Annotated in this window: 20 protein-coding genes; 12 read left to right on the top strand and 8 right to left on the bottom strand. The window is 72.2% G+C overall.

Annotated elements, in window-relative coordinates:
• Nucleotides 1-44: 44 nt before the first annotated feature.
• From F8A92_RS02400 to F8A92_RS02350, 11 genes are all read left to right on the top strand, one after another.
• Entirely contained in the window at nucleotides 45-1,091 is a 1,047-nt protein-coding gene (locus F8A92_RS02400) for an LLM class F420-dependent oxidoreductase (protein WP_153502976.1), read from the top strand.
• Nucleotides 1,091-1,927, top strand: a complete 837-nt coding sequence (locus tag F8A92_RS02395) for an undecaprenyl-diphosphate phosphatase (protein WP_153502974.1) — start codon at nucleotides 1,091-1,093, stop codon at nucleotides 1,925-1,927. Before F8A92_RS02400 ends, F8A92_RS02395 begins: the two co-directional genes overlap by 1 nt.
• Nucleotides 1,928-1,929: 2 nt before the next feature.
• Complete coding sequence (locus F8A92_RS02390) at nucleotides 1,930-2,610, top strand: MSMEG_4193 family putative phosphomutase (RefSeq protein WP_153502972.1); 681 nt, start codon at nucleotides 1,930-1,932, stop codon at nucleotides 2,608-2,610.
• Nucleotides 2,611-2,620: 10 nt separating this feature from the next.
• A complete protein-coding gene (locus tag F8A92_RS02385) occupies nucleotides 2,621-3,178 on the top strand; it encodes a DUF3090 family protein (RefSeq protein WP_153502970.1) in 558 nt (185 codons plus the stop codon).
• A complete protein-coding gene (locus F8A92_RS02380) occupies nucleotides 3,175-3,903 on the top strand; it encodes an SCO1664 family protein (protein ID WP_228389131.1) in 729 nt (242 codons plus the stop codon). Before F8A92_RS02385 ends, F8A92_RS02380 begins: the two co-directional genes overlap by 4 nt.
• Nucleotides 3,904-3,999: 96 nt before the next feature.
• Nucleotides 4,000-5,580 (top strand): ABC transporter substrate-binding protein, encoded by a 1,581-nt coding sequence (locus tag F8A92_RS02375; protein WP_153502969.1) that lies wholly within the window; start codon nucleotides 4,000-4,002, stop codon nucleotides 5,578-5,580.
• Between the two features lie 131 nt (nucleotides 5,581-5,711).
• Nucleotides 5,712-6,944: a cysteine--1-D-myo-inosityl 2-amino-2-deoxy-alpha-D-glucopyranoside ligase gene (mshC, locus tag F8A92_RS02370; RefSeq protein WP_153502967.1), complete on the top strand. Its 1,233-nt coding sequence runs from the start codon at nucleotides 5,712-5,714 to the stop codon at nucleotides 6,942-6,944.
• A 132-nt stretch (nucleotides 6,945-7,076) separates the two neighbouring features.
• Nucleotides 7,077-7,289: a hypothetical protein gene (locus F8A92_RS02365; RefSeq protein ID WP_153502965.1), complete on the top strand. Its 213-nt coding sequence runs from the start codon at nucleotides 7,077-7,079 to the stop codon at nucleotides 7,287-7,289.
• 429 nt (nucleotides 7,290-7,718) lie between these two features.
• Nucleotides 7,719-9,260 carry an HNH endonuclease signature motif containing protein gene (locus F8A92_RS02360; RefSeq protein ID WP_153502964.1) on the top strand — a complete coding sequence of 514 codons (1,542 nt, stop codon included), beginning with the start codon at nucleotides 7,719-7,721 and terminating at the stop codon, nucleotides 9,258-9,260.
• Between the two features lie 25 nt (nucleotides 9,261-9,285).
• Nucleotides 9,286-10,227, top strand: a complete 942-nt coding sequence (locus F8A92_RS02355; RefSeq protein ID WP_153502962.1) for a 1,4-dihydroxy-2-naphthoyl-CoA synthase — start codon at nucleotides 9,286-9,288, stop codon at nucleotides 10,225-10,227.
• A 3-nt stretch (nucleotides 10,228-10,230) separates the two neighbouring features.
• A complete protein-coding gene (locus tag F8A92_RS02350) occupies nucleotides 10,231-11,382 on the top strand; it encodes an AMP-binding protein (protein ID WP_153502960.1) in 1,152 nt (383 codons plus the stop codon).
• 195 nt (nucleotides 11,383-11,577) lie between these two features.
• Here the strand turns inward: F8A92_RS02350 and F8A92_RS02345 are convergent, their stop codons facing one another.
• Together F8A92_RS02345 and F8A92_RS02340 are read right to left on the bottom strand one after the other, a co-directional pair.
• Nucleotides 11,578-11,880 (bottom strand): DUF4229 domain-containing protein, encoded by a 303-nt coding sequence (locus F8A92_RS02345; RefSeq protein ID WP_153502958.1) that lies wholly within the window; start codon nucleotides 11,878-11,880, stop codon nucleotides 11,578-11,580.
• A 59-nt stretch (nucleotides 11,881-11,939) separates the two neighbouring features.
• Nucleotides 11,940-12,416 (bottom strand): Lrp/AsnC family transcriptional regulator, encoded by a 477-nt coding sequence (locus tag F8A92_RS02340; protein WP_153502956.1) that lies wholly within the window; start codon nucleotides 12,414-12,416, stop codon nucleotides 11,940-11,942.
• Between the two features lie 84 nt (nucleotides 12,417-12,500).
• On the opposite strand from F8A92_RS02340, the gene F8A92_RS02335 reads away from it, so the two are divergent.
• A complete protein-coding gene (locus F8A92_RS02335; RefSeq protein ID WP_153502954.1) occupies nucleotides 12,501-12,746 on the top strand; it encodes a hypothetical protein in 246 nt (81 codons plus the stop codon).
• A 9-nt stretch (nucleotides 12,747-12,755) separates the two neighbouring features.
• Here F8A92_RS02335 and F8A92_RS02330 read toward each other — a convergent pair whose 3' ends face one another.
• From F8A92_RS02330 to F8A92_RS02305, 6 genes are all read right to left on the bottom strand, one after another.
• Nucleotides 12,756-13,589, bottom strand: coding sequence for a siderophore-interacting protein (locus F8A92_RS02330; RefSeq protein ID WP_153502953.1), 834 nt, complete (start codon nucleotides 13,587-13,589; stop codon nucleotides 12,756-12,758).
• Nucleotides 13,586-15,634, bottom strand: a complete 2,049-nt coding sequence (locus F8A92_RS02325; protein ID WP_153502951.1) for an iron ABC transporter permease — start codon at nucleotides 15,632-15,634, stop codon at nucleotides 13,586-13,588. Before F8A92_RS02325 ends, F8A92_RS02330 begins: the two co-directional genes overlap by 4 nt.
• A complete protein-coding gene (locus tag F8A92_RS02320; protein ID WP_194291328.1) occupies nucleotides 15,634-16,566 on the bottom strand; it encodes an ABC transporter substrate-binding protein in 933 nt (310 codons plus the stop codon). The genes F8A92_RS02325 and F8A92_RS02320 overlap by 1 nt, the downstream gene beginning before the upstream one ends.
• Nucleotides 16,567-16,638: 72 nt before the next feature.
• The gene (locus F8A92_RS02315; protein WP_153502947.1) at nucleotides 16,639-17,466 is read right to left on the bottom strand and encodes an ABC transporter ATP-binding protein; all 828 of its coding nucleotides are present in this window, start codon (nucleotides 17,464-17,466) and stop codon (nucleotides 16,639-16,641) included.
• A gap of 58 nt (nucleotides 17,467-17,524) precedes the next feature.
• Complete coding sequence (locus F8A92_RS02310; RefSeq protein ID WP_228389130.1) at nucleotides 17,525-18,436, bottom strand: transglutaminase family protein; 912 nt, start codon at nucleotides 18,434-18,436, stop codon at nucleotides 17,525-17,527.
• Nucleotides 18,433-21,054: a circularly permuted type 2 ATP-grasp protein gene (locus F8A92_RS02305; protein ID WP_153502945.1), complete on the bottom strand. Its 2,622-nt coding sequence runs from the start codon at nucleotides 21,052-21,054 to the stop codon at nucleotides 18,433-18,435. The genes F8A92_RS02310 and F8A92_RS02305 overlap by 4 nt, the downstream gene beginning before the upstream one ends.
• Between the last annotated feature and the right edge of the window lie 3 nt (nucleotides 21,055-21,057).

Below are 21,057 nucleotides of genomic sequence, written 5' to 3'. Positions count from 1 at the left end.
TGCCACGGTGGACCCGAGGCTCGCGGGGCCAGGAGAGGACGCACATGAAGCTCGGGGTAAACCTCGGATACTGGGGGAGCGGGAACGACCGGACGAACATCGACCTCGCCGTGGAGGCCGACCGGCTCGGCTTCGACGTGGTGTGGGCGGCGGAGGCCTACGGCAACGACGTCGTGTCGACCCTGGCGTACGTCGCGGCCCGCACCGAGCGGATCGACATCGGCTCCGCCGTGATGCAGATCCCCGGCCGGACACCGGCGATGACGGCGATGACGGCCGCGGGCCTGGACTCGCTGTCCGGCGGCCGCTTCCGGCTGGGGCTCGGCGTCTCCGGCCCGCAGGTCTCCGAGGGCTGGCACGGCGTCCGCTACGACAAGCCCCTCGGGCGCACCCGGGAGTACATCGAGATCGTCCGGATGGCGCTGCAGCGCAAGCGGGTCCGCTACGACGGCAAGCACTTCCAGCTGCCGCTGCCGGACGGCCCCGGCAAGGCCCTGATGCTCGTGACGCCGCCGTTGCGCGCCGACGTGCCGATCTACCTCGCCGCCGTCGGGCCGAAGAACCTCGAGCTCACCGGCGAGATCGCCGACGGATGGCTCGGCGTGTTCACCGCGTACGACGACCTGCAGCCGGTCCTCGACCGGCTCGCTGCCGGGGCGGCGAAGGCGGGCCGCTCGCTGTCCGACCTCGACGTGGGCATCAGCGCGGGACTGGCGATCGGCGACGACCTGGACGCGATGGCCGACCGGATCCGCCCGCACCAGGCGCTGTACGTCGGCGGCATGGGCAGCCGCGAGGCCAACTTCTACAACCGGGCCGCCGTCCGTCTCGGCTACGAGGCCGAGGCGGCGCGGATCCAGGACCTGTACCTGCGACGCGAGTACGCCCAGGCGCAGGCCGCCGTCCCGCTGGCGCTCGTCGACCGCACGGCGCTGATCGGCCCGGTGCCCCGGGTGGCCGACCGGCTCAGGGCGCTCCGCGACAACGGGGCGACGACCGTTAACGTGTCCCCGACCGGTGCAGACAGCGCCGAGAAGGTCACCCAGCTGCGGCAGCTCATCGAGGCCGCGGAGAAGGCAGGTATCGGCTAGTGGATCTCTGGCAGTCAGTCGTCCTCGGCATCGTCGAGGGGCTCACCGAGTTTCTCCCCGTCTCCAGCACCGGCCACCTGACGATCGCCTCGGGGCTCATGGGGCTCGACGTCAGCGATCCATCCGTCACCGGCTACACCGCGTTCATCCAGATCGGCGCCATCGCCGCGGTCCTGATCTACTTCTGGCAGGACATCGTCCGCCTGGTCGGCGGCTGGTTCCGCGGGCTGTTCAACGCGCAGGCCCGCACCTCCGCCGACTGGCGGGAGGCGTGGGTGGTGATCTTCGGCTCGGTGCCGATCGTGATCGTCGCCGTGCTCGCGAAGGACTTCATCAAGGGCTCCTTGCGCAGCCTCTGGGTCGTCGCCATCGCGCTGGTCCTCTGGTCGGTCGTGATGTGGCTGGGCGACCGGCTCGGCCGGCAGACCCGCGGCGAGAAGGAGATGACCTACCGCGACGGCATCGTCCTCGGCCTCGCGCAGTGCCTGGCGCTGATCCCCGGCGTCTCCCGGTCCGGCGCGACCATCAGCACCGGCCTGCTGATAGGCATCGACCGGGTGACCGCGACCCGGATCTCCTTCCTGCTCGGCATCCCGGCACTCGTCGGCGCGGGGGTGTACGAGGCTCCGGACGCCTTCCACGGCGGCGTCGGGGTGCTGCCGTCGATCGTCGGGCTCGTGGTCGCCTTCGTCGTCGCGTACGCGTCCATCGCGTGGCTGCTGAAGTTCGTCCAGAGCAACAAGTTCACGTCGTTCGTGATCTATCGGATCGCCCTCGGCGTCCTGCTGATGATCGCGCTCGGCACCGGGTGGATGTCCGCGACTGGCAAGGTGTAGCCATGACGACCCTGCTGCTGCTGCGTCACGGCCGATCCAGCGCCAACGTCAAGGGCGTCCTGTCCGGCCGGCGCCCGGGGGTGCACCTCGATTCGGTCGGTCGCGAGCAGGCCGCGAGCGCGGGCGACCGGCTGCGCGACGTGCGGCTCGACCTCCTGGTCTCCAGCCCCCTCGAGCGGTGCGTGGAGACCATCGAGGCGGTGGCCGCCGGACGGCGACGGAAGGTGCAGCTGGACGACGGGCTGATCGAGGCCGACTACGGCACCTGGTCGGGCAAGAAGCTCAGCGACCTGGCCAAGGACCCGCTGTGGTCGGTGGTGCAGAGCCACCCGTCGGCGGTCACCTTCCCCGGCCGCAGCGGCGAGGCGATGACCGGCATGGCGGCGCGCGCGGTCGGCGCCGTCCGCCGGCTCAACGCCAAGGTCGGCGCCACCGGCACCTGGCTCGCGTGCAGCCACGGCGATGTCATCAAGGCCATCGTGGCCGACGCGCTCGGCCTGCACCTCGACCAGTTCCAGCGCATCGTGATCGACCCCGCCTCGATCACGGTCATCCGGTACACCAAGCACCGCCCGTTCGTCGTCGTGACCAACTCGACCAGCGGCTCGCTGGCGCCGTACCTCACGACGGAGCAGTCCAGCGACGCCGCCGTCGGCGGGGGCGCCGGTCACGCAGGCGGGTAGGGTCGCCGATATGCCACGCAAGGTCTACGACTTCACCAACCCGCGGCGCTTCGTCGCGGGAACCGTCGGCCAGCCGGGCGAGCGCACCTTCTACCTGCAGGCCTCCGACGGCGTGAAGACGGTCAGCGTCGCCCTCGAGAAGGAGCACGTCCAGGTCCTCGCCGACCGCCTCGAGGACATCATCGACGAGGTCGTGCGCCGCGGCACCGTACCGCCCATCGAGTCGCCGCCGGAGGACCTCGAGCCCCTCGAGATGCCGGTCGACGAGGAGTTCCGGGTGAGCGCGCTCGGGCTGGCGTGGGACGACGAGAAGAAGGCGGTCGTGATCGAGGCCGTGTCCGGCGAGGCCGGCAGCCTCGACGAGGACCAGATCTTCTCCGACGACGACGAGGGACCCGACGTCCTGCGGGTAACCCTCGACGCCTCCGCCGCGCGGGCGTTCGCCCACCGCGCGAGCGCGGTGGTGCAGGCGGGGCGCACGCCGTGTCCGCTGTGCGGCATCCCGCTCGACCCCTCGGGGCACATCTGCCCGCGGCAGAACGGCTATCACCGCGCCGTCCTCACGTGATCGACGACCTGCAGCTGCTGCGCACCGGTGACATCGAGGTGCTCGGCCGGATCGTCGAGGCCAGCAACGCGACCCTGCTGTGCGTCATCACCGCGGGGGAGCGGACGGCGCACTGCGTGTACAAGCCGGTCGCCGGAGAGCGACCGTTGTGGGACTTCCCGGACGGCACGCTGGCCGAGCGGGAGGTCGCCTCGTACGCCGTGTCGGAGGCGACCGGCTGGGGGATCGTCCCGCCGACGGTGCTGCGGGAGGGACCGGCCGGTACCGGCATGGTGCAGCTGTGGATCGACGGCGACGAGGACGTCGACCTGGTGGAGCTGATCAACTCGCGACCGCCCGCGTTGCGCCGGATGGCGGTGCTCGACGCGGTCATCAACAACTCCGACCGCAAGGGCGGCCACCTCATACCCGGCGCCGCCCCGAAGGGCACCGCGCTCGCCGACCGGCACGTGTGGGGAGTCGATCACGGGGTGACCTTCAGCGTGGACGACAAGCTGCGCACCCTGCTGTGGCAGTGGGCGGGGGAGCCGCTCACCGGCGAGGCCCTCGACGTGCTCGCCCGGCTGCGCGAGCAGCTCGACGGCGCGCTCGGCGAGCGGCTCCAGGAACTGCTCACCGTCGCGGAGGTGCGGCGTACGGCCGAACGGATCGAGGAGCTGCTGAGGCGCAGGCGGCACCCGATGCCGTCGGAGGGCTGGCCGTCGGTCCCGTACCCCCCGTTCTGAACGTCCGCTACATTTCCCGGCGCGGGGCAGTGACACGTGTCTCACCCATTGTTACGGTCGGTGAACCTAACGGCGAACTAACCGAATGGATGGCAGATGCGTAGACGACCACGGCTTTTCACCACCGCCATTTCCGTGATGCTGCTGGCCGCGGCGTGCGGGGACATCGAGAAGAAGGACCCCGGCGCCGCCACCAAGGACATCGAGAGCTCCATTCCGCTGGCGAAGGGCGCGGACCCGAACGGGCACTTCGACTGGGCGTGGAGCACCCCGGTCACGCACTGGGACCCGACGCACAGCGTCACCGGCGGCGACCTGAACTTCTACAACCCGGTGTACGACCGGCTGCTGCGGATGAAGCCCGACGGCAGCATCGTGGCGATGCTCGCCGAGAAGTGGGAGCCCGGCGACGACGGCAAGTCGCTCACCATGACCATCAAGAAGGGGCTCTCGTTCACCGACGGGACGCCGTTCACCGCCGACGCGGTCAAGTTCAACCTGGACCGCGCCGCGCAGAAGGGCAGCACCATCGCCGGCGAGGTCGAGCAGATCAGCTCGGTGGAGGTGATCGACGACCACACGGTGAAGATCAACGTCGACAACGCGCTCGGCGCGCTGATCTCCGCGCTGGCGGTGCGCCCGGGAATCATGGTCTCACCGACGGCGGTGCAGTCCGGCTCGGTCGCGAGCATTCCGGTCGGGATCGGGCCGTACACGGTCACCGAGTCGATCCCCGGCGACAAGGTGTCGTACGCCAAGACACCGGGCTACTGGGACCCGGACGCGCAGCGCGTGGCGACGATGACGTACTTCGGCATCACCGACGACCAGACGCGGCTCAACGCGCTGGAGTCCGGCGAGATCGACGGCGCCTACCTCAACCCGAGCTTCGTCGACTCGGCGAAGAAGGCCGGGCTCAACGTCATCTCGGCACCGACGTCCACCTTCGTCTACTTCATGCTCAACGAGGCCGTGGAGCCGTACGACGACCCGAAGGTGCGCAAGGCGGTCAATCTCGCGATCGACCGGGAGGGGATCGCGAAGGGGCTGTACGAAGGCTTCTGCACCCCGGAGATCCAGCCGTGGCCGTCGACCAGCTTCGCGTACAACAAGGACATCGGCGACGGCAGCGACAAGTGGGGATACGACCCGGACGAGGCCAAGAAGCTGATGAAGGAGGCCGGAGTCACTGCGCCGGTCGAGATGACGGCGGTGACCACGAACATCACCCAGTACCAGCAGCTCGCCGAGGTCCTGCAGCAGAACTTCAAGGAGATCGGCATCAACATGACGATCAAGCCCGGACCGCCGGCCGACGGCGTCCAGCTGTTCGCCGTGGACAAGACCGCACACGGCAACATCAACCCCTACACGGGCATCCCGGACCCGCACGGCCCGATCGTGCGCTACCTGATCCCGGGCGCGCTGTACAACCCGGGGGAGAAGACGCCGCAGGACATGCTCGACAAGGCCTACGAGGCCGCGGGGCCGGTCGACCCGGAGAAGCGGGCGCCGATCTATGCGGAGTTCATGGACATGTGGATGAAGAACCCGCCGCACATGATGCCGATCTGCATGGTGAACAGCGCGGCCGCGTTCAATGACAAGGTGTCGAACGTCGCGATCTCGGTCGCCGGCGGGACCGAGTCACGAGGCGTGGCGGTCGCGAAGGAGTAGCCGGCACCGCGCGCGGACGGCCCGGTCGCGGATGCGGCCGGGCCGTCCGCGCGGCAACCCCGGCGGGCTATGGTTGACCGTTCATCGACCGGGCCGCGAGCGGGCCGCTGCTCGCGGGTAGCCTTTCTCGCATGCGTTCCTGGCCCGAGGTTTCCGTCCCGACCGTCGCCGGCAACGGCCCCCGGCTCAGGCTCTACGACAGCGCCGCAGACGAGGTGCGCCCTGTCGAGGTCGACGATCGAGCGACGATGTACGTCTGTGGGATCACCCCGTACGACGCCACCCATCTCGGGCACGCCGCCACCTATCTGACGTTCGACCTCGTGCAGCGGGTGCTGCGCGACCAGGGCACCGAGGTGCGTTACGTCCAGAACGTCACGGACGTCGACGACCCGCTCATCGAGCGCGCCGAGCGGGACGGGATCCGCTGGGAGGATCTCGCCGTCCGCGAGACCGACCTGTTCCGCTCCGACATGGAGGCGCTGCGCATCATCCCGCCCGCCCAGTATCTCGGGGCGGTGGAGACCATCGACCTCGTCGTCGACGCCGTCTCGAAGCTGCTCGACTCGGGCGCGGCGTACCGCCTCGAGGACGGCACCGGCGACATCTACTTCGACATCTCGGCCGACGAGCGCTTCGGCTACGTCAGCCGGTACGACGTCCCGACGATGCTCGCCTACTCGGCGGAGCGTGGCGGCGACCCGGACCGGACCGGCAAGCGCAACCAGCTGGATCCGCTGCTGTGGAAGGGAAAGCGGGACGGCGACCCGTCGTGGCCATCGGCGATCGGCGAGGGCCGTCCGGGCTGGCACATCGAGTGCGCCGCGATCGCGCTCGCGCACCTGGGCGAGCAGATCGACATCCAGGGCGGCGGCGAGGACCTGCGGTTCCCGCACCACGAGTGCTCCGCCGCCCACGCCGAGGCGCTCACCGGCGCGGCGCCGTTCGCCGGGCACTACACGCACGCCGGCATGGTCGGCTACCAGGGCGAGAAGATGTCGAAGTCCCTCGGCAACCTCGTGAAGGTCTCCGAGCTCACGGCGCAGGGTGTCGATCCCATGGCGATCCGGTTGGCGCTGCTGCACGGCCATTACCGCGAGTACCGCGAGTGGACCGACGACTACCTGCACGTCTCGGAGAAGACGCTGTCGCTCTGGCGCGAGGCCGTGCGGCGGCCGATCGCCCCGTCCGCCGATTGCATGCTCGCCAAGGTGCGCGAGTGCCTGAGCAACGACCTCGACACCGACGGCGCGGTCGCCGCGGTGACCGAATGGGCGACCGCAAAGCCGCTGCACAACGATTCCGGGATGTCCGTGCAGGTCGTCAAGCATGCGGTCGACGCCCTCCTCGGCATCGCCCTGTAGCGCGCTCCTGCACCGACGACCGGCGGGTTCGCCGGTGTGCCGAAAAACTTCTGTGCCGGTGCCAATCCGCCTGCGCTCGGCGAGCGAAGCACCTTCGGGTGAACCCGCACCCGCCACGAGGAGGGAAACCACATGAAGCGCATTCTCATCGCAGGGTCGATCGCCGTGCTGGCCGGTCTCGGCTTCGCAGGTCCCGCCAGCGCCGAGCCGGCCGATGCGGCCTGCTTCGGCCAGGTGCACAAGACCGTCAACCAGGGCGGCCTCGCCGGGTTCGACAACGTCGGCGACCTGGTCAAGGCGCTCGGGGGCCAGGGGAAGAACGCCGCCGCGCGAGGGCTCTGCTAGCGCGCTCACGAACGGCGGCCCGGTTCGGGCGAACCGGGCCGCCGTCCACCCTCGCGCACGCCGCGGCACCCCTCGTCCGCAGGCCGCGAGGCGCGTGATCCCCGGGCGGCGTGGCTCTCTTCCACGGTCGTCGACCGATTCGGGGAGCACTCTCAACGGTCGTCGAGCAAGGTCACGTCCCATCCGGACGCCGCGGCACCTTCCCGCGGTCGTCGACCGGCTTGGGGAGCACTCTGAACGGTCGTCGAGCGAGCCGGAGCGCTAGCGGAGGCGACGTCGAGACGCAGCGATCTGAAGAAACACGCCGCTCGGATGCCCGCCGCGCTCGTCTCATCAAGAGTGATCGTTGTTCTTGTGGACAGCCTCGGGGCTTGTGGACAGGCAGGTCGTGTCGGGTTTCTGGTCGGTGCCGGGTCGTAGATTGCAGGCATGACAGCGATCGGGTGGGTGAGCACCGCCGGGGACGACGAGCACCGCGAGCGTGCCCGCGCCACCGCGCCCAGCCCGGCGCAGCGGGTAGTGGGCGGCGTGATCGCCCGCGCCCTCGACCTCGCCGACACCCTCGACCCGGGCGACGGCGCAGGCTACGCGGCCGCGATCGCGGGCCTGGACGTGCTGGAATCGCTGGCCTCGGCCGTGGAGGCGGCGAAGGCGCGGCTGATCGTCGAGGCGCACGCCCACGCCCACCAGATGCTCGCCCGCGACGACGTCACGCCCGGGCAGCGCCGCACCCACCCCGACGGGACGACCGAGAGCGTGCTGAGCCGCACCCAGATCACCGCCATCGACGTCGCCACCACGCTGAAGGTCACGACCGGCTGCGCCACCGCGAAGGTCGAGGACGCCGTCCGGCTGGTGCGCCACCTGCCCGGCGTCCTCGCCCGCCTCGAGGACGGCACCCTGACCGGGTACCAGGCCACCTACCGCATCGCGCGGGCCTGCACCGACCTCAGCCCCGACCAGCTCGCCACCCTCGACGAGCAGCTGTGCGAGCGGTCCTTCACCCCCGGCACGGCGACCGGGCCCGGCGCGCACCGCGCCCGCACCACCAACCTCGGACGGTGGCTCGACGCCGCCCGCGCCGCCGCCGGCGCCCCCACCGACACCACCCGCACCCGCCGCTCCGGATTCGCCGGACGCCGCCTGGACTTCGGGCCGACCGGCCCGGACGGCATGACCGCCCTGTTCGCCTCGATGCCCGCCACCTACGCCACCGCCCTGGACCGCCTGCTCACCGACCTCGCCCGCGCACACGCCCACCCCGACGACCCGCGCACCGAGACCCAACGCAAGCTGGACGCGTTCCTGACCCTGTTCACCGGACCCATCGCCCTCTTCGGCAACCACAACGACGACCCCGACCGGCCGCCCGCCACCAGCGCCGAGTGGGACGACGACGGCCAGTACGCGCTCATCGACGACGAGGACCAGTACACCGACGCCCGCGCCGCGTGGGAGGCGATCAAGACGCTCGCCGCGAGCCTCGACCTCACCCTCCCGGACCTGCCGCCGGCCACCATCACCCTCGACGTCCCCCTCGACGCCCTCACCGACCCCGACGGCCGGCCGGTGCGGCTGCGCGGCGTCGGCGAGGTCCCGTCGAGCATGGCCGCACGGCTGCTGCCGTGGGCCGACCTGCAACGCATCCTCACCGACCCGCTCACCGGACAACCGCTCGACGTCGGACGCCGACGACCCTCCGAACGACTGCGCACCGCGATCGCCGCCCGCGACGGCACCTGCCGATTCCCCGGCTGCCACCGGCCCGCCGGCCCCGGCACCGACCTCGACCACCTCCAGCCCTACCGCGACGACCAACCACCCGACGGCCAGACCGTCCCGGCGAACCTGCACGTCCTGTGCCGCCGCCACCACCGCGCCAAGCACCAGCTGCACTGGCAACCGCACATGCTCGAGACCGGCCACATCCACTGGACCAACCCCATCACCGGCACCACAGAACTGACCTAGGCCCGCGACTTCGTAGACTCGGACCGTGACCGACAACGCTGCGAGCAACCCCGTCTCCGAGATCTTCGACCCGTCGTCCTGGGAAGAGGTGGCCGGTTTCGACTTCACCGACATCACCTACCACCGCAGCGTCGGTGACGCGGAGGCCAAGTCGCGGGGCGTCGTCCGCATCGCGTTCAACCGGCCCGAGGTGCGCAACGCTTTCCGCCCGAACACCGTCGACGAGCTGTACCGCGCGCTCGACCACGCGCGCATGTCGACCGACGTCGGCGCCGTGATCCTCACCGGCAACGGCCCGTCACCGAAGGACGGCGGCTGGGCGTTCTGCTCCGGCGGCGACCAGCGGATCCGCGGCAAGGACGGCTACAAGTACGCCGAGGGCACCACCAGCGACTCCATCGACCCGGCCCGCGCCGGCCGCCTGCACATCCTCGAGGTGCAGCGGCTGATCCGCACCATGCCCAAGGTCGTCATCTGCGTCGCGACCGGCTGGGTCGCCGGCGGCGGCCACTCGCTGCACGTCGTCTGCGACCTCACCCTCGCCTCCGCCGAGCACGGCAAGTTCAAGCAGACGGACGCCGATGTCGCGTCGTTCGACGCCGGCTACGGCTCGGCGTACCTCGCCCGCCAGGTCGGCCAGAAGTTCGCCCGCGAGATCTTCTTCCTCGGCTCGGAGTACTCCGCCGAGGACGCGCACCGGATGGGCATGGTCAACAAGGTCGTCCCGCACGCCGAGCTCGAGAAGGTCGCGCTCGAGTGGGGCCGGGAGATCACCCGCAAGTCCCCCACCGCGCAGCGGATGCTCAAGTTCGCCTTCAACATGATCGACGACGGCCTCATGGGCCAGCAGGTCTTCGCCGGCGAGGCCACCCGCCTCGGCTATATGACCGACGAGGCCGCCGAAGGCCGCGACTCGTTCCTGCAGAAGCGCGATCCCGACTGGTCCGCCTTCCCCTACCACTTCTAGCCGGTGCGCCGCATCGAGCCGCTGGTCGTCGACCCGATCCCCACGTCGGCGCAGGTCGCGGCACTCGGCCGCGTGCTGGACGACGACCACCGCGGCGGTTGCCTCCTGCCGGTTCCCGCCGGGCCCGAGGGTGACCGCCTGGCATCGGAGGTCAGCGGCCGGGCCGTGCCGGACGACGCGGTCCTTGCCGTCGCCACTACCGGATCGACCGGCACCCCGAAGGTCGTCCTGCACTCCCGCGCCACGCTGCTGGCCTCGATCAACTCCACCGCGACCCGCGTCGGCGGCCACGGCGCGTGGTTGCTGTGCCTGGGGATCAACCACATCGCCGGCATCCAGGTCGTCCTGCGCGCCAAGGTGGCCGGCACGGCGCCCGTCGTCGCGCCGGCCGGAGGTCCGTCGTTCGCCGACGACTTCGCGGCCGCGGCCGCCCGGCCCACCGCCGCCCGCCGCTACGTCTCGCTAGTCCCCACCCAGCTGCAGCGACTGCTCGACTCACCGGCACGCGAGGCGCTCACCCGCTTCGACGCCATCCTGCTCGGGGGCGCGGCCGCCGACCCGCAACTGCTCTCCCGCTCGCGGGACGCCGGAGCCACCGTCGTCACGACGTACGGCATGAGCGAGACCGGCGGCGGCTGCGTGTACGACGGCGTCCCGCTCGACGGCGTCGAGATCGGCACCGGCGACGACGGCGTCGTGCGGCTCACCGGTGATCTCGTGGCCCTCGGCTACCTGCAGGCCCCGGATCCGGACCCCTTCGACGGCCGCACCTTCACCACGTCCGACCTCGGCGAGATCGTCGACGGCAGGCTGCGCATCGTCGGCCGCGCCGACGACATCATCAACACCGGCGCCAAGAAGGTCGCGCCGCTCCGGGTCGAGCAGGCGCTGCGCGCCCTGCCCGCCGTGGCCGACACCATCGTGGTCGGCGTCCCGGACGACAACTGGGGCCAGCGCGTCGTAGCCCTCGTCGTCCCCGCCTCCGATGCGACGCTGCCGCTCGACGAGGTGCGCGACGCGCTGCGCGGCCGGCTCGCCGATCACGAGCTACCCCGCGAGGTGATCACGCTCGATGCGCTGCCATACAAGGGAATCGGCAAGCCGGACCGCGCGGCCGCCCTGGAGCTTGCGACGTCTCGACGTCGCCTCCGCTAGCGCTCCGGCTCGCTCGACGACCGTGGAAGAGGCCGCTCGACGAGCGTGGAAGAGGCCGCTCGACGACCGTGGGAGAGGGGTCGCTCGACGACTGTGGGGGGGGGCTCGCTCGACGACCGTGGAAGAGGCCGCTCGACGACCGTGGGAGGGGCCGCTCGACGAGCGTGGAAGAGGCCGCTCGGGGCCTGGGGCTGGCTACGGCTTGTCGGTCTTGCCGGCGTCGCGGAACTCGTCCTTGATGCTCTGCTGCTCGGCGCGACGCTCGTCCATGCGGATCGCGACGCTCTGGCGCATCCGTCCGAGCGTGAAGAACGACACCGGGATCGACAGGATGGCCGCGGCGAGCGCGCCCGGCAGGCCGCGGAACCCGATCACCCAGAAGATCGCCAAGATCGCGAGGAACACGCCGAGCCGGGCCACGAAGTACGCCGCCGCCAGCGACGCGGCGGGCTGCCGCTTGGGCAGCTTCGCAGCGGGGGCCTCGGGCTTCTTGGTCATCAGACGATTATCGCACCGCGGGCTCGTGCCGGCCCGTTGCCTTCAGCACACCCGCTCGGCTACTCGGAGTCGTCGACGTCGGCGTCCAGGCCGCTCTTGCCGCCGGCGCGGCCCTCCCACTTGGTGGAGATCGCGATGGTGGTGCGCGTGCGGGTGACGCCCTTGAGCTCCCCGATCGCCAGCAGCAGCCGCTCGAGCGCCAGCATGTCGGTGACCCGGATCTTCACGAAGTACGACTCGTCACCCGCGACGTACATGCAGTCCTCGATCTCGGGCATCTTGCGCAGCTCTTCCAGCAGGACGCTCTCGTCACCGCTTCCGCCGGTGTAGATGCCGACCAGCGCCGTCACGCCCAGACCGATCGCCGTCGGGTCCACCGAGGCGTGATACCCGGTGATCACCCCTTGGGCCTCCAGCTTGTTGACCCGCTCGTGCACCGCCGGTGACGACAAGCCCACCTCCTTGCCGAGCGCTACGTAGCTCGTCCGTCCGGCCTCCCGAAGCACCTGGATGATCTTGCGGTCGACGTCGTCCACACACGCTCCTCCGTAGGATTCCGGGCACCGCCAACTGTACGACCCGACTACAGTTGAGTGGAGAAGTTCACTTAGGGGGCCGCCATGTTTCCGCTGCTCGCAGCCGTGATCGCCATCGCCGTCATCGTGTGGATGTGGCGCTTCCTGGACAACGAGGTCTCACGCCGCGACGACGACCACGGCGACGTCCCTCGGCCTGCCCACCGCTCGGTCATCACGCGGCGTCCCACCGCGCCCACCAAGGCGGTCGCCCCCGACGACGACCCCGAGTTCCTGCGCGAGCTGGGCCGGCGCATCGGCAAGAACCGCGACGACAAGAACCCCGCCTGAGCCCGCGGTTCACGCCGACACCGCTCCCCTGCGCCAGTACCCCATGAAGGACGCCGCCCCCCGGTCCACGCCGGTCCGCTTCGCCGCCGCGCGCACCGCCCTGACCAGCCCCGCCTCCCCGGCCGCCCACAGATAGCTGCCGCCGCTCACGTCCTCGGCCTCGTCCCACAGCAACGCACCGTCCCCGGGCGCAGCATCCCCCGCGGCGGCGTGCGCGAACGGCGCGACGTCGAGCACCGACTCACCGCGTGACCGCACCCGCCAGGTGAGCCGGTCGGCCGCGAGCGCGCGGACGTCGTCCCGCTCCGGCACCTCCAGCACCGCCTCGTAGCGCACGCCGGGCCGCCGGTCGGCCAGGATGTTCGCGACGGCGGGCAGCGCGGTCTCGTCGCCCACCAGGACCACCCGCTCCGCACCACCGGGGCGGAACGCGACCCCGACCTCCTCGTGCCCCGCACGCGACCGGTCCGCGGCGACCAGCAGCAGCCGCTCGCCCACGGCCGCCGACTGCGCGAACGTCGAGGCCGGGCCAGCGCCGGCGCCCGGCCGGCCGTGCAGCACGACATCGACGTCGACCTCCCCGGCGGCGGCCCGGACGGCGGTCAGCGTGTACGTGCGGATCGCCGGGCGCTCCGCCGCGGCCTGCCACACCGAATACCAGTCGTCGCCGCGCAGCGGGTCGAGCAGCCGGCTCTCGCCGAGCACCAGCTTGACCCGCTGGTCCAGCAGCGTCGGGCTGCAGCGGGCCAGATCGCCGCCGCGCAGTGTGATGCGCATGAACGAGGCGCTGAGCCGCTCGCGCGCGACCAGCCGGACGTCGAAGGGGCGGTACGGGCTCGTCACGTGTCGGCTCTCATTCGTCGCATCAACCAGATGAAGTACGGCGCGCCGATGAGCGCGCAGACGAGCCCGACCGGCAGCTGCGCCGGCGCGAGCGCCGTCCGGCCGACGGCGTCGGCCACGATCACCACCAGCGCGCCGAGCGCGGCCGACAACGGGGCCACGACTGCGTGCCGCGGACCGGCCAGCAGCCGGGCCAGGTGCGGCGCGGCCAGCCCGACGAACCCCATCACCCCGACCAGCGCGGTCGCGAGCGCGGCCAGCACGACCGCGAGCAGCACGGTGCCGACCCGCGTCCGGCGCAGCGGCACCCCGAGCACCCGCGGCAGGAGGTCGTCGACCTGCAGCAGGTCCCACGCGCGGTGCAGCCGGACGACGGCGGCCGCGCACAGCACGAGCAGCACCGCCAGCAGCCAGGTGCGCTCCACGGCCGCGCCGTACGTCGAGCCGCCGAGCCAGGTGATCGCCTTCGCCTGGTTCCACGGATCGGAGCGCACGATCACGAGGGTCGTCAGGGCGGTCGTCCCCGCCGAGATCCCGAGACCGACGAGCACCAGCCGGACGCCGTCCGCACCGTCGGACGCGGTGAGCCCCAGGAGCGCGGCCGCGGCCAGCGCCGCGCCGACCAGCGCGCCGGCGGTCACCATCCCGTACCCCGACGCGATGCCGAACGTGCTCGCGCCGTTCAGCGCGACGATCGCACCGAGCCCCGCGCCGCCGGTCACCCCGAGGATGCCCGGGTCGGCCAGCGGGTTGCGGGTCACCGTCTGGGTGAGCACCCCCGCCAGACCCAGGGCCGCGCCGGCCAGGGACGCGCTGAGCACCCGGGGCAGCCGCGCGTCCAGGACGACCGTCAGTCGGCTCGACGCCCGGCCGCCGAGCCAGTTCACGACGTCCCCGAGCAGCAGGAACCGGTCGCCCGCGAGCAGCGCCAGCACGCCGGCCACGCCCGCGAGACCGACCGCGGCGGCGAGCGTCCACCCCGGGTGCCGTGCCGTCAGCCGCCCGGGCGTCGCGACGCCGGCCGGCGACGACTCGGCCGCACCGGTGCGCATCCTGCGCGACAGCAGGACGAGGAACAGCGCACCGAGGACGGTCGTCGCCACGCCGGTCGGGATCTGCACCGCGTCCAGCGAGCCGAACAGGGCGCGCACCGCGATGTCCGACGCGACGACCAGGAGCGTCCCGGCGACCGCCGCGGCCACCAGCAGCGCCCGCTGCCGGCGCAGCGCCGGAAGCCACCGGCGCAGTCCCCGCGCCAGCGCCGGCGCGCACAGCCCGACGAAGCCGAGCGGCCCCGCGAGGCTGACCGCGCAGGCGGACAGGACGACGGCCAGCCCCACCGTCCCGACCCGCGTCGACAGCACCCGCACCCCGAGCGAGCGGGCCTGGTCGTCGCCGAGCTGCAGCAGGTCGAGTCGCCCGCCGAGCAGCAGCAGGCCGGCCACCGCCGCGGCCATCACCAGCGCGGTGGGCAGCAGTCCCCTCGTCGTGCCCAGGCCGAGCGAGCCGGAGCCCCACGCGAACAGGCCGCTCGTCTCCTGCGCGTACAGCAGCAGCAGCACCGACGTGATCGAGTGCAGCGCCAGCGCCAGCACGGTGCCGGCCAGGATCAGCCGCACCGAGGAGCGCGACCCCGCCGAGAGCGCGAGCGCGGCCCCCGCGGCGAGCAACCCGCCGACCAGCGCGATCGCCGCCCCGGAAAGGAATCCGACGCTCACGCCGAAGGCGGCACACGCCGTCAGCGTCAGGTACGCCCCGGCGTTGACCGCCAGCGTGTCCGGCGCCGCGAGCGGGTTGCGGGTCACCGCCTGCAGCGCGCATCCGGCTGCGCCGAGCGCGCCCCCCACCAGCAGGCCCACCACCAGCCGCGGGAGCCGGCTGCCGACCAGCACCGCGACGGCACCGTCCGAGCCGGAGCTTCCGAGCGCCCTCAGGATGTCGGCCGGCGCGAGCGCGGCGGTGCCCTGCGACAGGTGCGCGAGGCAGAGCGCGACCAGCGCGAGGGCCGAGGCCGCGGCGACCACCGCGGTCCGGGTGCGGAGCACTAGCCCGCGAAGACCGCGACGTACGCGTCGACGAGCTGCTGCATCGCCTTCGGACCGCCGTACATCCAGATCCCGCCGCCGAACTCCTCGATCGCCCCGGCCTGCACGAACGGCAGACTGCTCCACAGCGGGTTCGTCGCCAGGACGTCCTGCACCGGGTCGCTCTTCGGGTCGGCCCAGTACAGGAAGCGGGTGTCGGCCGGCAGCTTCGTCAACGCCTCCAGGTCGTAGCTCTCCAGACCCCACGCATCGTCGCCCGCCCCCGTGAACGCGTTCGTCAGACCGAGCTCCTTCGCCACGGCACCGGGGATCGAGCGGTCGGCGTGCATCCGGAACGACACCTGGCTGCCCTCGGCGTAGACGTAGGCGAAGGTGTACGGCGCGGGTGATGCCGCGGCGATCTGCTGCTTCGCGCCGGCGATCGAGTCGTCGAGGCCGTCGAGCACCTTCGCGGCGGCGTCCTGCTTGCCCAGCAGCGTCGCGGTCGTCTCGAAGTTCTCCCGCACCCGGTCCAGCGGCGCGGTCGCGTCGGCCGCCTTCAGCAGCACGACCGGGGCGATCTTCTCCATCTGCGCCAGGGCGTCGGCGGGGATCGACTCCTCGACGCCCAGGATCAGATCGGGGTCGGCGTCCGCCACCGAGTCGATGCTCGGCTCCGCCCGCAGCCCGACGTCCACCGGGTCACCCGGCACGTCGACCGCGGTGTCCCAGACCTGGAATCCCTTGATGTCGGCAATCCCGACCGGGGTGACGCCGAGGGCGATCACGTCCTCCGTCTGCGCCCACTCGAGGGTCACGACCCGCTTCGCCGGACCGTCGATCGTGACGGCGCTGCCGCCGGCGTCGGTGACGGTGATCTTCTCGCCGGACGTCGTTGCATCGCCGGAGACCGCGTCGTCGGTGGTGCCGCAGGCGGTCAGCGGCACCGCCACGATCGCGATGAGAGCAGGCAAAAGCCTACGCATGGAGCGCATATCTGGTTTCTTCCTTCGTTTTCGGGGACGTCAGCCGGCGAGCGCCGCGCTGGTGGGTGCGCGCAGCGAGCCGAGCGCACAGAGCCGACGACGGCCGTGGCCGTCGTCGAGCAGATCGATGCCGACCTCGTACGCCGCGCTGAGCACGTCGGGTCGCAGGACGTCGTCGGCAGCGCCGTAGGCGGTGATCTCGCCGTCGACCAGCAACGCGACCTCGTCGGCGACCGCCGAGGCGTGGTTGAGGTCGTGCAGCACGATCCCGACCGCGACCCGGTGCGCCTCCGCGAGCTCGCGCACGAGCGCCAGCAGCGCCCGCTGGTAGCGCAGGTCCAGGTGGTTGGCCGGCTCGTCGAGCAGCAGGACGGGGGTCTGCTGAGCGACGCAGCTCGCGAGCCAGACGCGCTGCAGCTGGCCACCGGACAGCCGGTCGACGAGGCTGCCGGCGAGCCCCTCCAGCCCGGTGAGGGCGAGCGCCGCCGCGATCGCGGCGGCGCCCTGCCGGTCACGGCCGGTCCACCGGTGGCGGTGCGGGAACCGGCCGTAGCCGACGACGTCCGCGACGGTGGCGCCGAGCGGCGTGGGCCGCTGCTGGCTGAGCAGGGTCAGGTCGCGGGCCAGCTCGCGAGGGCGCCGCCGCGCGATCGGCTCGCGCCGGCCGTCCCGGACGACGGCGACGGTCCCGCTGTCCGGGCGATGCAGCCCGGCCAGGGCCCGCAGCAGCGTCGACTTGCCGCTGCCGTTCGGCCCGATCAGCGCGGTCACCCGGCCGCGCCGCAGCCGCAGGCTCGCGCCGCGTACCACCGCCCGCCCGTCGTAGGACAGGGTCGCCCGCTCGGCGACCAACTCGGTAAGGCTCACCTCAGTAAGGTAAGGCTTACCTACAACTCAGGACAAGCACCGCAGCGAGCGGCGCCGGTCACACTCCCGGGCTGGACGGCGCCACGGTCATCTCCGACACCGGTGCCATGTCCACCGACACGGTGAGCTTGGAATCCCGTGCCTCGGTGAAGACGACGCCCCGCACGGGCGGGACGTCGCGGTAGTCGCGGCCCCAGGCGGTCGTCGCGTGGGTGTCGTTGCAGCGCTTGTTGTTGGTGGGATCGACCGCCAGCCAGTCCGTGCCGGGGATCCACGCGGCCGCCCACGCGTGCGTCGCGTCGGCGCCGATCAGCCGGGGCTGGCCCGGCGGCGGGAAGGTCCGCAGGTAGCCCGACACGTACCGGCCGGCGAGGCCCTGGCTGCGCAGGCACCCGATCAGCACCTGCGCGAAGTCCTGGCAGACGCCCGCCCGCTTCTCCAGCGCCACCGCGGCCGGGGTCGATACGCTCGTCGCCTTGTGCGAGTAGGTGAAGTCGTCGTGGATCCGGGTCGTCAGCTCGTCGACGGCGGCGCCGATGGGCCGGCCCGGCGTGAACGTCTCCGCGGCGTACGCCCGGATCTCCGGGGTGACCTCGATGAGCGAGGAGTCGAGGGTGTAGTCGACGGCGCGCCACGCCTCGGGGTCGTCGCTGTCGTCCGGGCGGGCCTGCTCCCACGGCATCGCCAGGGCCTGCGCGTCGTACTCCGGGTCGCGGACCTCGACGACGCTGACGCCGGCCACCACCAGCTCGCGGTGCGGCGTGGTGACGTGGAAGTAGGTCTGCACGTTGCCGTGCAGGTCCTCGAAGCGGTACTGGTCGGCCGGGCTGGGCGAGAGCCGGGTCTCGTGCGCGAGGCAGGTCTGGGACGGCAGGTCACGGGGGCGCATGAAGGTCGCGCCGTACGAGTCGGTGACGTCGTCGTCGTAGGTGTACGTGGTCTTGTGCTCGATGCGGTAGAGCTGGGTCACCGGGCCACCTCCGCCCCGTAGTGCCCCTCCGACATCGCCCGCTGCTCGCCGCCCTGCGACAGGTGCACGGTGTGCACCGTGCGGCCGATCCCCGACACCGCGCCGTACAGCTCGCCCAGGAACGCGTGCAGCTCGGGACGCCCGCCCTGTGCGTCGACCCGCGCGAAGCCGACCACGTCGACCTCCCCGAGCAGCGTGCGGGCCCGCTCGACGGCGTCCTTGACGGCGCCGTCGGGGTCCCCGGCGGCCAGCTGCTCGGCGCTCTCGGCGAGTTTGTTCAGCGCGAAGATCACCGACCGCGGGTTGCGCTGGTCGAGCAGCAGCAGCTGCAGCACGCCCTCGATGTGCGCCCGCCCCCGGTACCGGCGCCGGTACGTCACGATGCTCTCGGCCGCGGTGAGCACCCCGTCGATCACCAGGGCGTCGGCGTACGGCGTACGGCGCAGGCAGATCGTCGATCGCAGCAGCGCCAGGACATGCAGCGCGCGCTCGGTGGCGCGTCCGCTGTCGAGCAGGTGCCAGCCCGGGTCGGTGATCATGTTGTCGTAGAAGATGCCGGACAGGCTCAGCATGCCGGCCAGCGCGTTCTCGCAGGCCCGCACCAGCTGGTTGCTGGTGACGGTGGCCTGCCGGCCGGAGCGCAGTCCTCCGAGGGCGCGCTCGATCGTGCCGAGCGCCAGCCAGACGTCGCCCGAGAACTGGTCGCGGACCTCCTGCAGCCCACCGCCGAGCCGGTGCACCGACTGCGCCACCGACCCGGCCCGGTTGCGCTCGAGCAGCAGCGAGCGCAGCTCGGCCTCCGCGTCGACGTCCTCGTCGAGGAAGCCGGGGTACGTCGTGCTGACCTGGGTCATCGCCTGCCGCAGCGCGCGCATCGCGACCCCGTTGCCGCCGCGCGGCGTGCCGGCGAGGTCGGCGCTGATCTCGCGCGCGGACAGCACGAGGCGCACCAGGTCCTCCGCCCGCGCGGAGTAGCGCCCGATCCAGAACAGGTCCGACAGCACGCGCGGGGAGAGGGCGAAGAACGGATCCGGCGGCTCCAGCGACGGGCCGTCGTGCACCCAGCCCGTCGACGCCGGATCGGCGTCCTCGTCCATCAGCACCCAGACGTCCTTGCTGGTGCTCGGCATCGCGCGGCCCACGAACGGCGAGGCCGGCCGGACGCCCTCCAGGTCGTCCATGCCGTGCCCCGCGGACGGCACCCGCGCCAGGCCGCCGCGCATCACCGCGAAGCCGTCGTCGGCGCCGACCGCGAACGTGCGCAGGATGATCGGGCGCGGCACCACCTCGCCGCGGCTGTAGACCGGGGCGTGCGAGAGGGTGAGCAGCTCCTGGCCCACCCACGCGCCCGGGTCGGCCTCGATGCGGGCGGCCAGCTCGGTGCGCTGCCGGCTGCTGAGGTCACCGCCGTACACGCTCTGCGCGCGATCGCGGTCGATCGGCCGGACGACCAGCTGGTCGAGGTGGGCGAGGACGTGGGAGCGGCTCGCGCGATCGCCGCACCACCACGTCTGCACCGACTCCAGCAGCAGGTCCTCCCCCAGCAGCTCGCGGCACAGGTCGGGCAGGAACGGCATCAGCCCGGGGTTCTCCAGGACGCCGCTGCCCAGGCCGTTGAGCACCGCGACGGTCTGCCGCCGCGCCGCGTCGAGCAGGCCGGGCACGCCCAGCCGTGAGCCCGAGCGCAGGAACAGCGGGTCCGTCCAGGCCGCGTCGACCCGCCGGACGATCACGTCGACCTCGTCGAGACGCCCCGACGCCCGGATCCACACTCGGCCGTCGCGCATGGTCAGGTCGGAGCCCTCGACGACCGGATAGCCGAGCATCGAGGCGAAGTAGGTCTGGTCGAACGCGGTCTCGCTGTTGCCGCCCGGGCTGAGCAGCACGACCTGGGGCGCGTCGACCGTCGGTGCCGCGGCCGCCGCGGCCTTGCGGCACGCGTTGAAGAACGGCAGCAGCCGGTCGATCTGCACGTGCTGGTGCACCTCGGGGTACAGCCGCGACAGCACCCGGCGGTTCTCCATGGCGTACGCGAGGCCGGACGGGGCCTGCGTGCGGTCGGCGAGCACCCGCCACGACCCGTCCGGCGCCCGGCCGAGATCGGCCGCGGCCACGTACAGCTGGTGCGGGCCGGGCGTGACGATCCCGTGGGCCAGGCGCAGGTAGCCGCCGTGCTCCATGACCACCCGCGCGGGAATCTGCCGGCCGGCCAGCAGCCGCTGCTCGCCGTAGACGTCGGCGAGCACGGCCTCCAGCAGCCGGGCGCGCTGCGCGACCCCGGCGTCGATGCGCTGCCATTCGGCGCCGCCGAGCACCAGCGGCAGGACGTCGAGCTGCCAGGGCTCCGCGTGCGAGCGGGTGCTCGGCCGTCCGTCGCCGTCGGTGCCCTGCTCGATGCGGTTGTAGGTGACCCCGTCGTCCTCGAGGAACCGGGTCGCCTGGTCGGCGTAGCGCGCCAGGTCGGCGCCGCTCCTGCGGAACGCGGCGAGCACCGGCGCCCAGTGCTCGCGCGGGACGCCGTCGAGGGCGACCTCGTCGTACGGCACGACCCCGGCGGCCTCGCCGGAGGCGAGGACGTACTGGGCCGAGCGACGGAGGTACCCCTCGAGCGAGCTCACGGA

It is taken from the genome of Cumulibacter manganitolerans, assembly GCF_009602465.1.
Taxonomy (GTDB): Bacteria; Actinomycetota; Actinomycetes; order Mycobacteriales; family Antricoccaceae; genus Cumulibacter; species Cumulibacter manganitolerans.
The sequence above is the reverse complement of the archived record's forward strand: the minus strand, read 5'-3'. Positions and strand labels throughout refer to the sequence as shown.

Coding starts and splice junctions, on each gene's coding strand:
- F8A92_RS02400 (WP_153502976.1), top strand. CDS start 45: ATGAAGCTCGGGGTAAACCTCGGATACTGGGGGAGCGGGAACGACCGG.
- F8A92_RS02390 (WP_153502972.1), top strand. CDS start 1,930: ATGACGACCCTGCTGCTGCTGCGTCACGGCCGATCCAGCGCCAACGTC.
- F8A92_RS02385 (WP_153502970.1), top strand. CDS start 2,621: ATGCCACGCAAGGTCTACGACTTCACCAACCCGCGGCGCTTCGTCGCG.
- F8A92_RS02375 (WP_153502969.1), top strand. CDS start 4,000: ATGCGTAGACGACCACGGCTTTTCACCACCGCCATTTCCGTGATGCTG.
- mshC (WP_153502967.1), top strand. CDS start 5,712: ATGCGTTCCTGGCCCGAGGTTTCCGTCCCGACCGTCGCCGGCAACGGC.
- F8A92_RS02365 (WP_153502965.1), top strand. CDS start 7,077: ATGAAGCGCATTCTCATCGCAGGGTCGATCGCCGTGCTGGCCGGTCTC.
- F8A92_RS02360 (WP_153502964.1), top strand. CDS start 7,719: ATGACAGCGATCGGGTGGGTGAGCACCGCCGGGGACGACGAGCACCGC.
- F8A92_RS02345 (WP_153502958.1), bottom strand. CDS start 11,880: ATGACCAAGAAGCCCGAGGCCCCCGCTGCGAAGCTGCCCAAGCGGCAG.
- F8A92_RS02335 (WP_153502954.1), top strand. CDS start 12,501: ATGTTTCCGCTGCTCGCAGCCGTGATCGCCATCGCCGTCATCGTGTGG.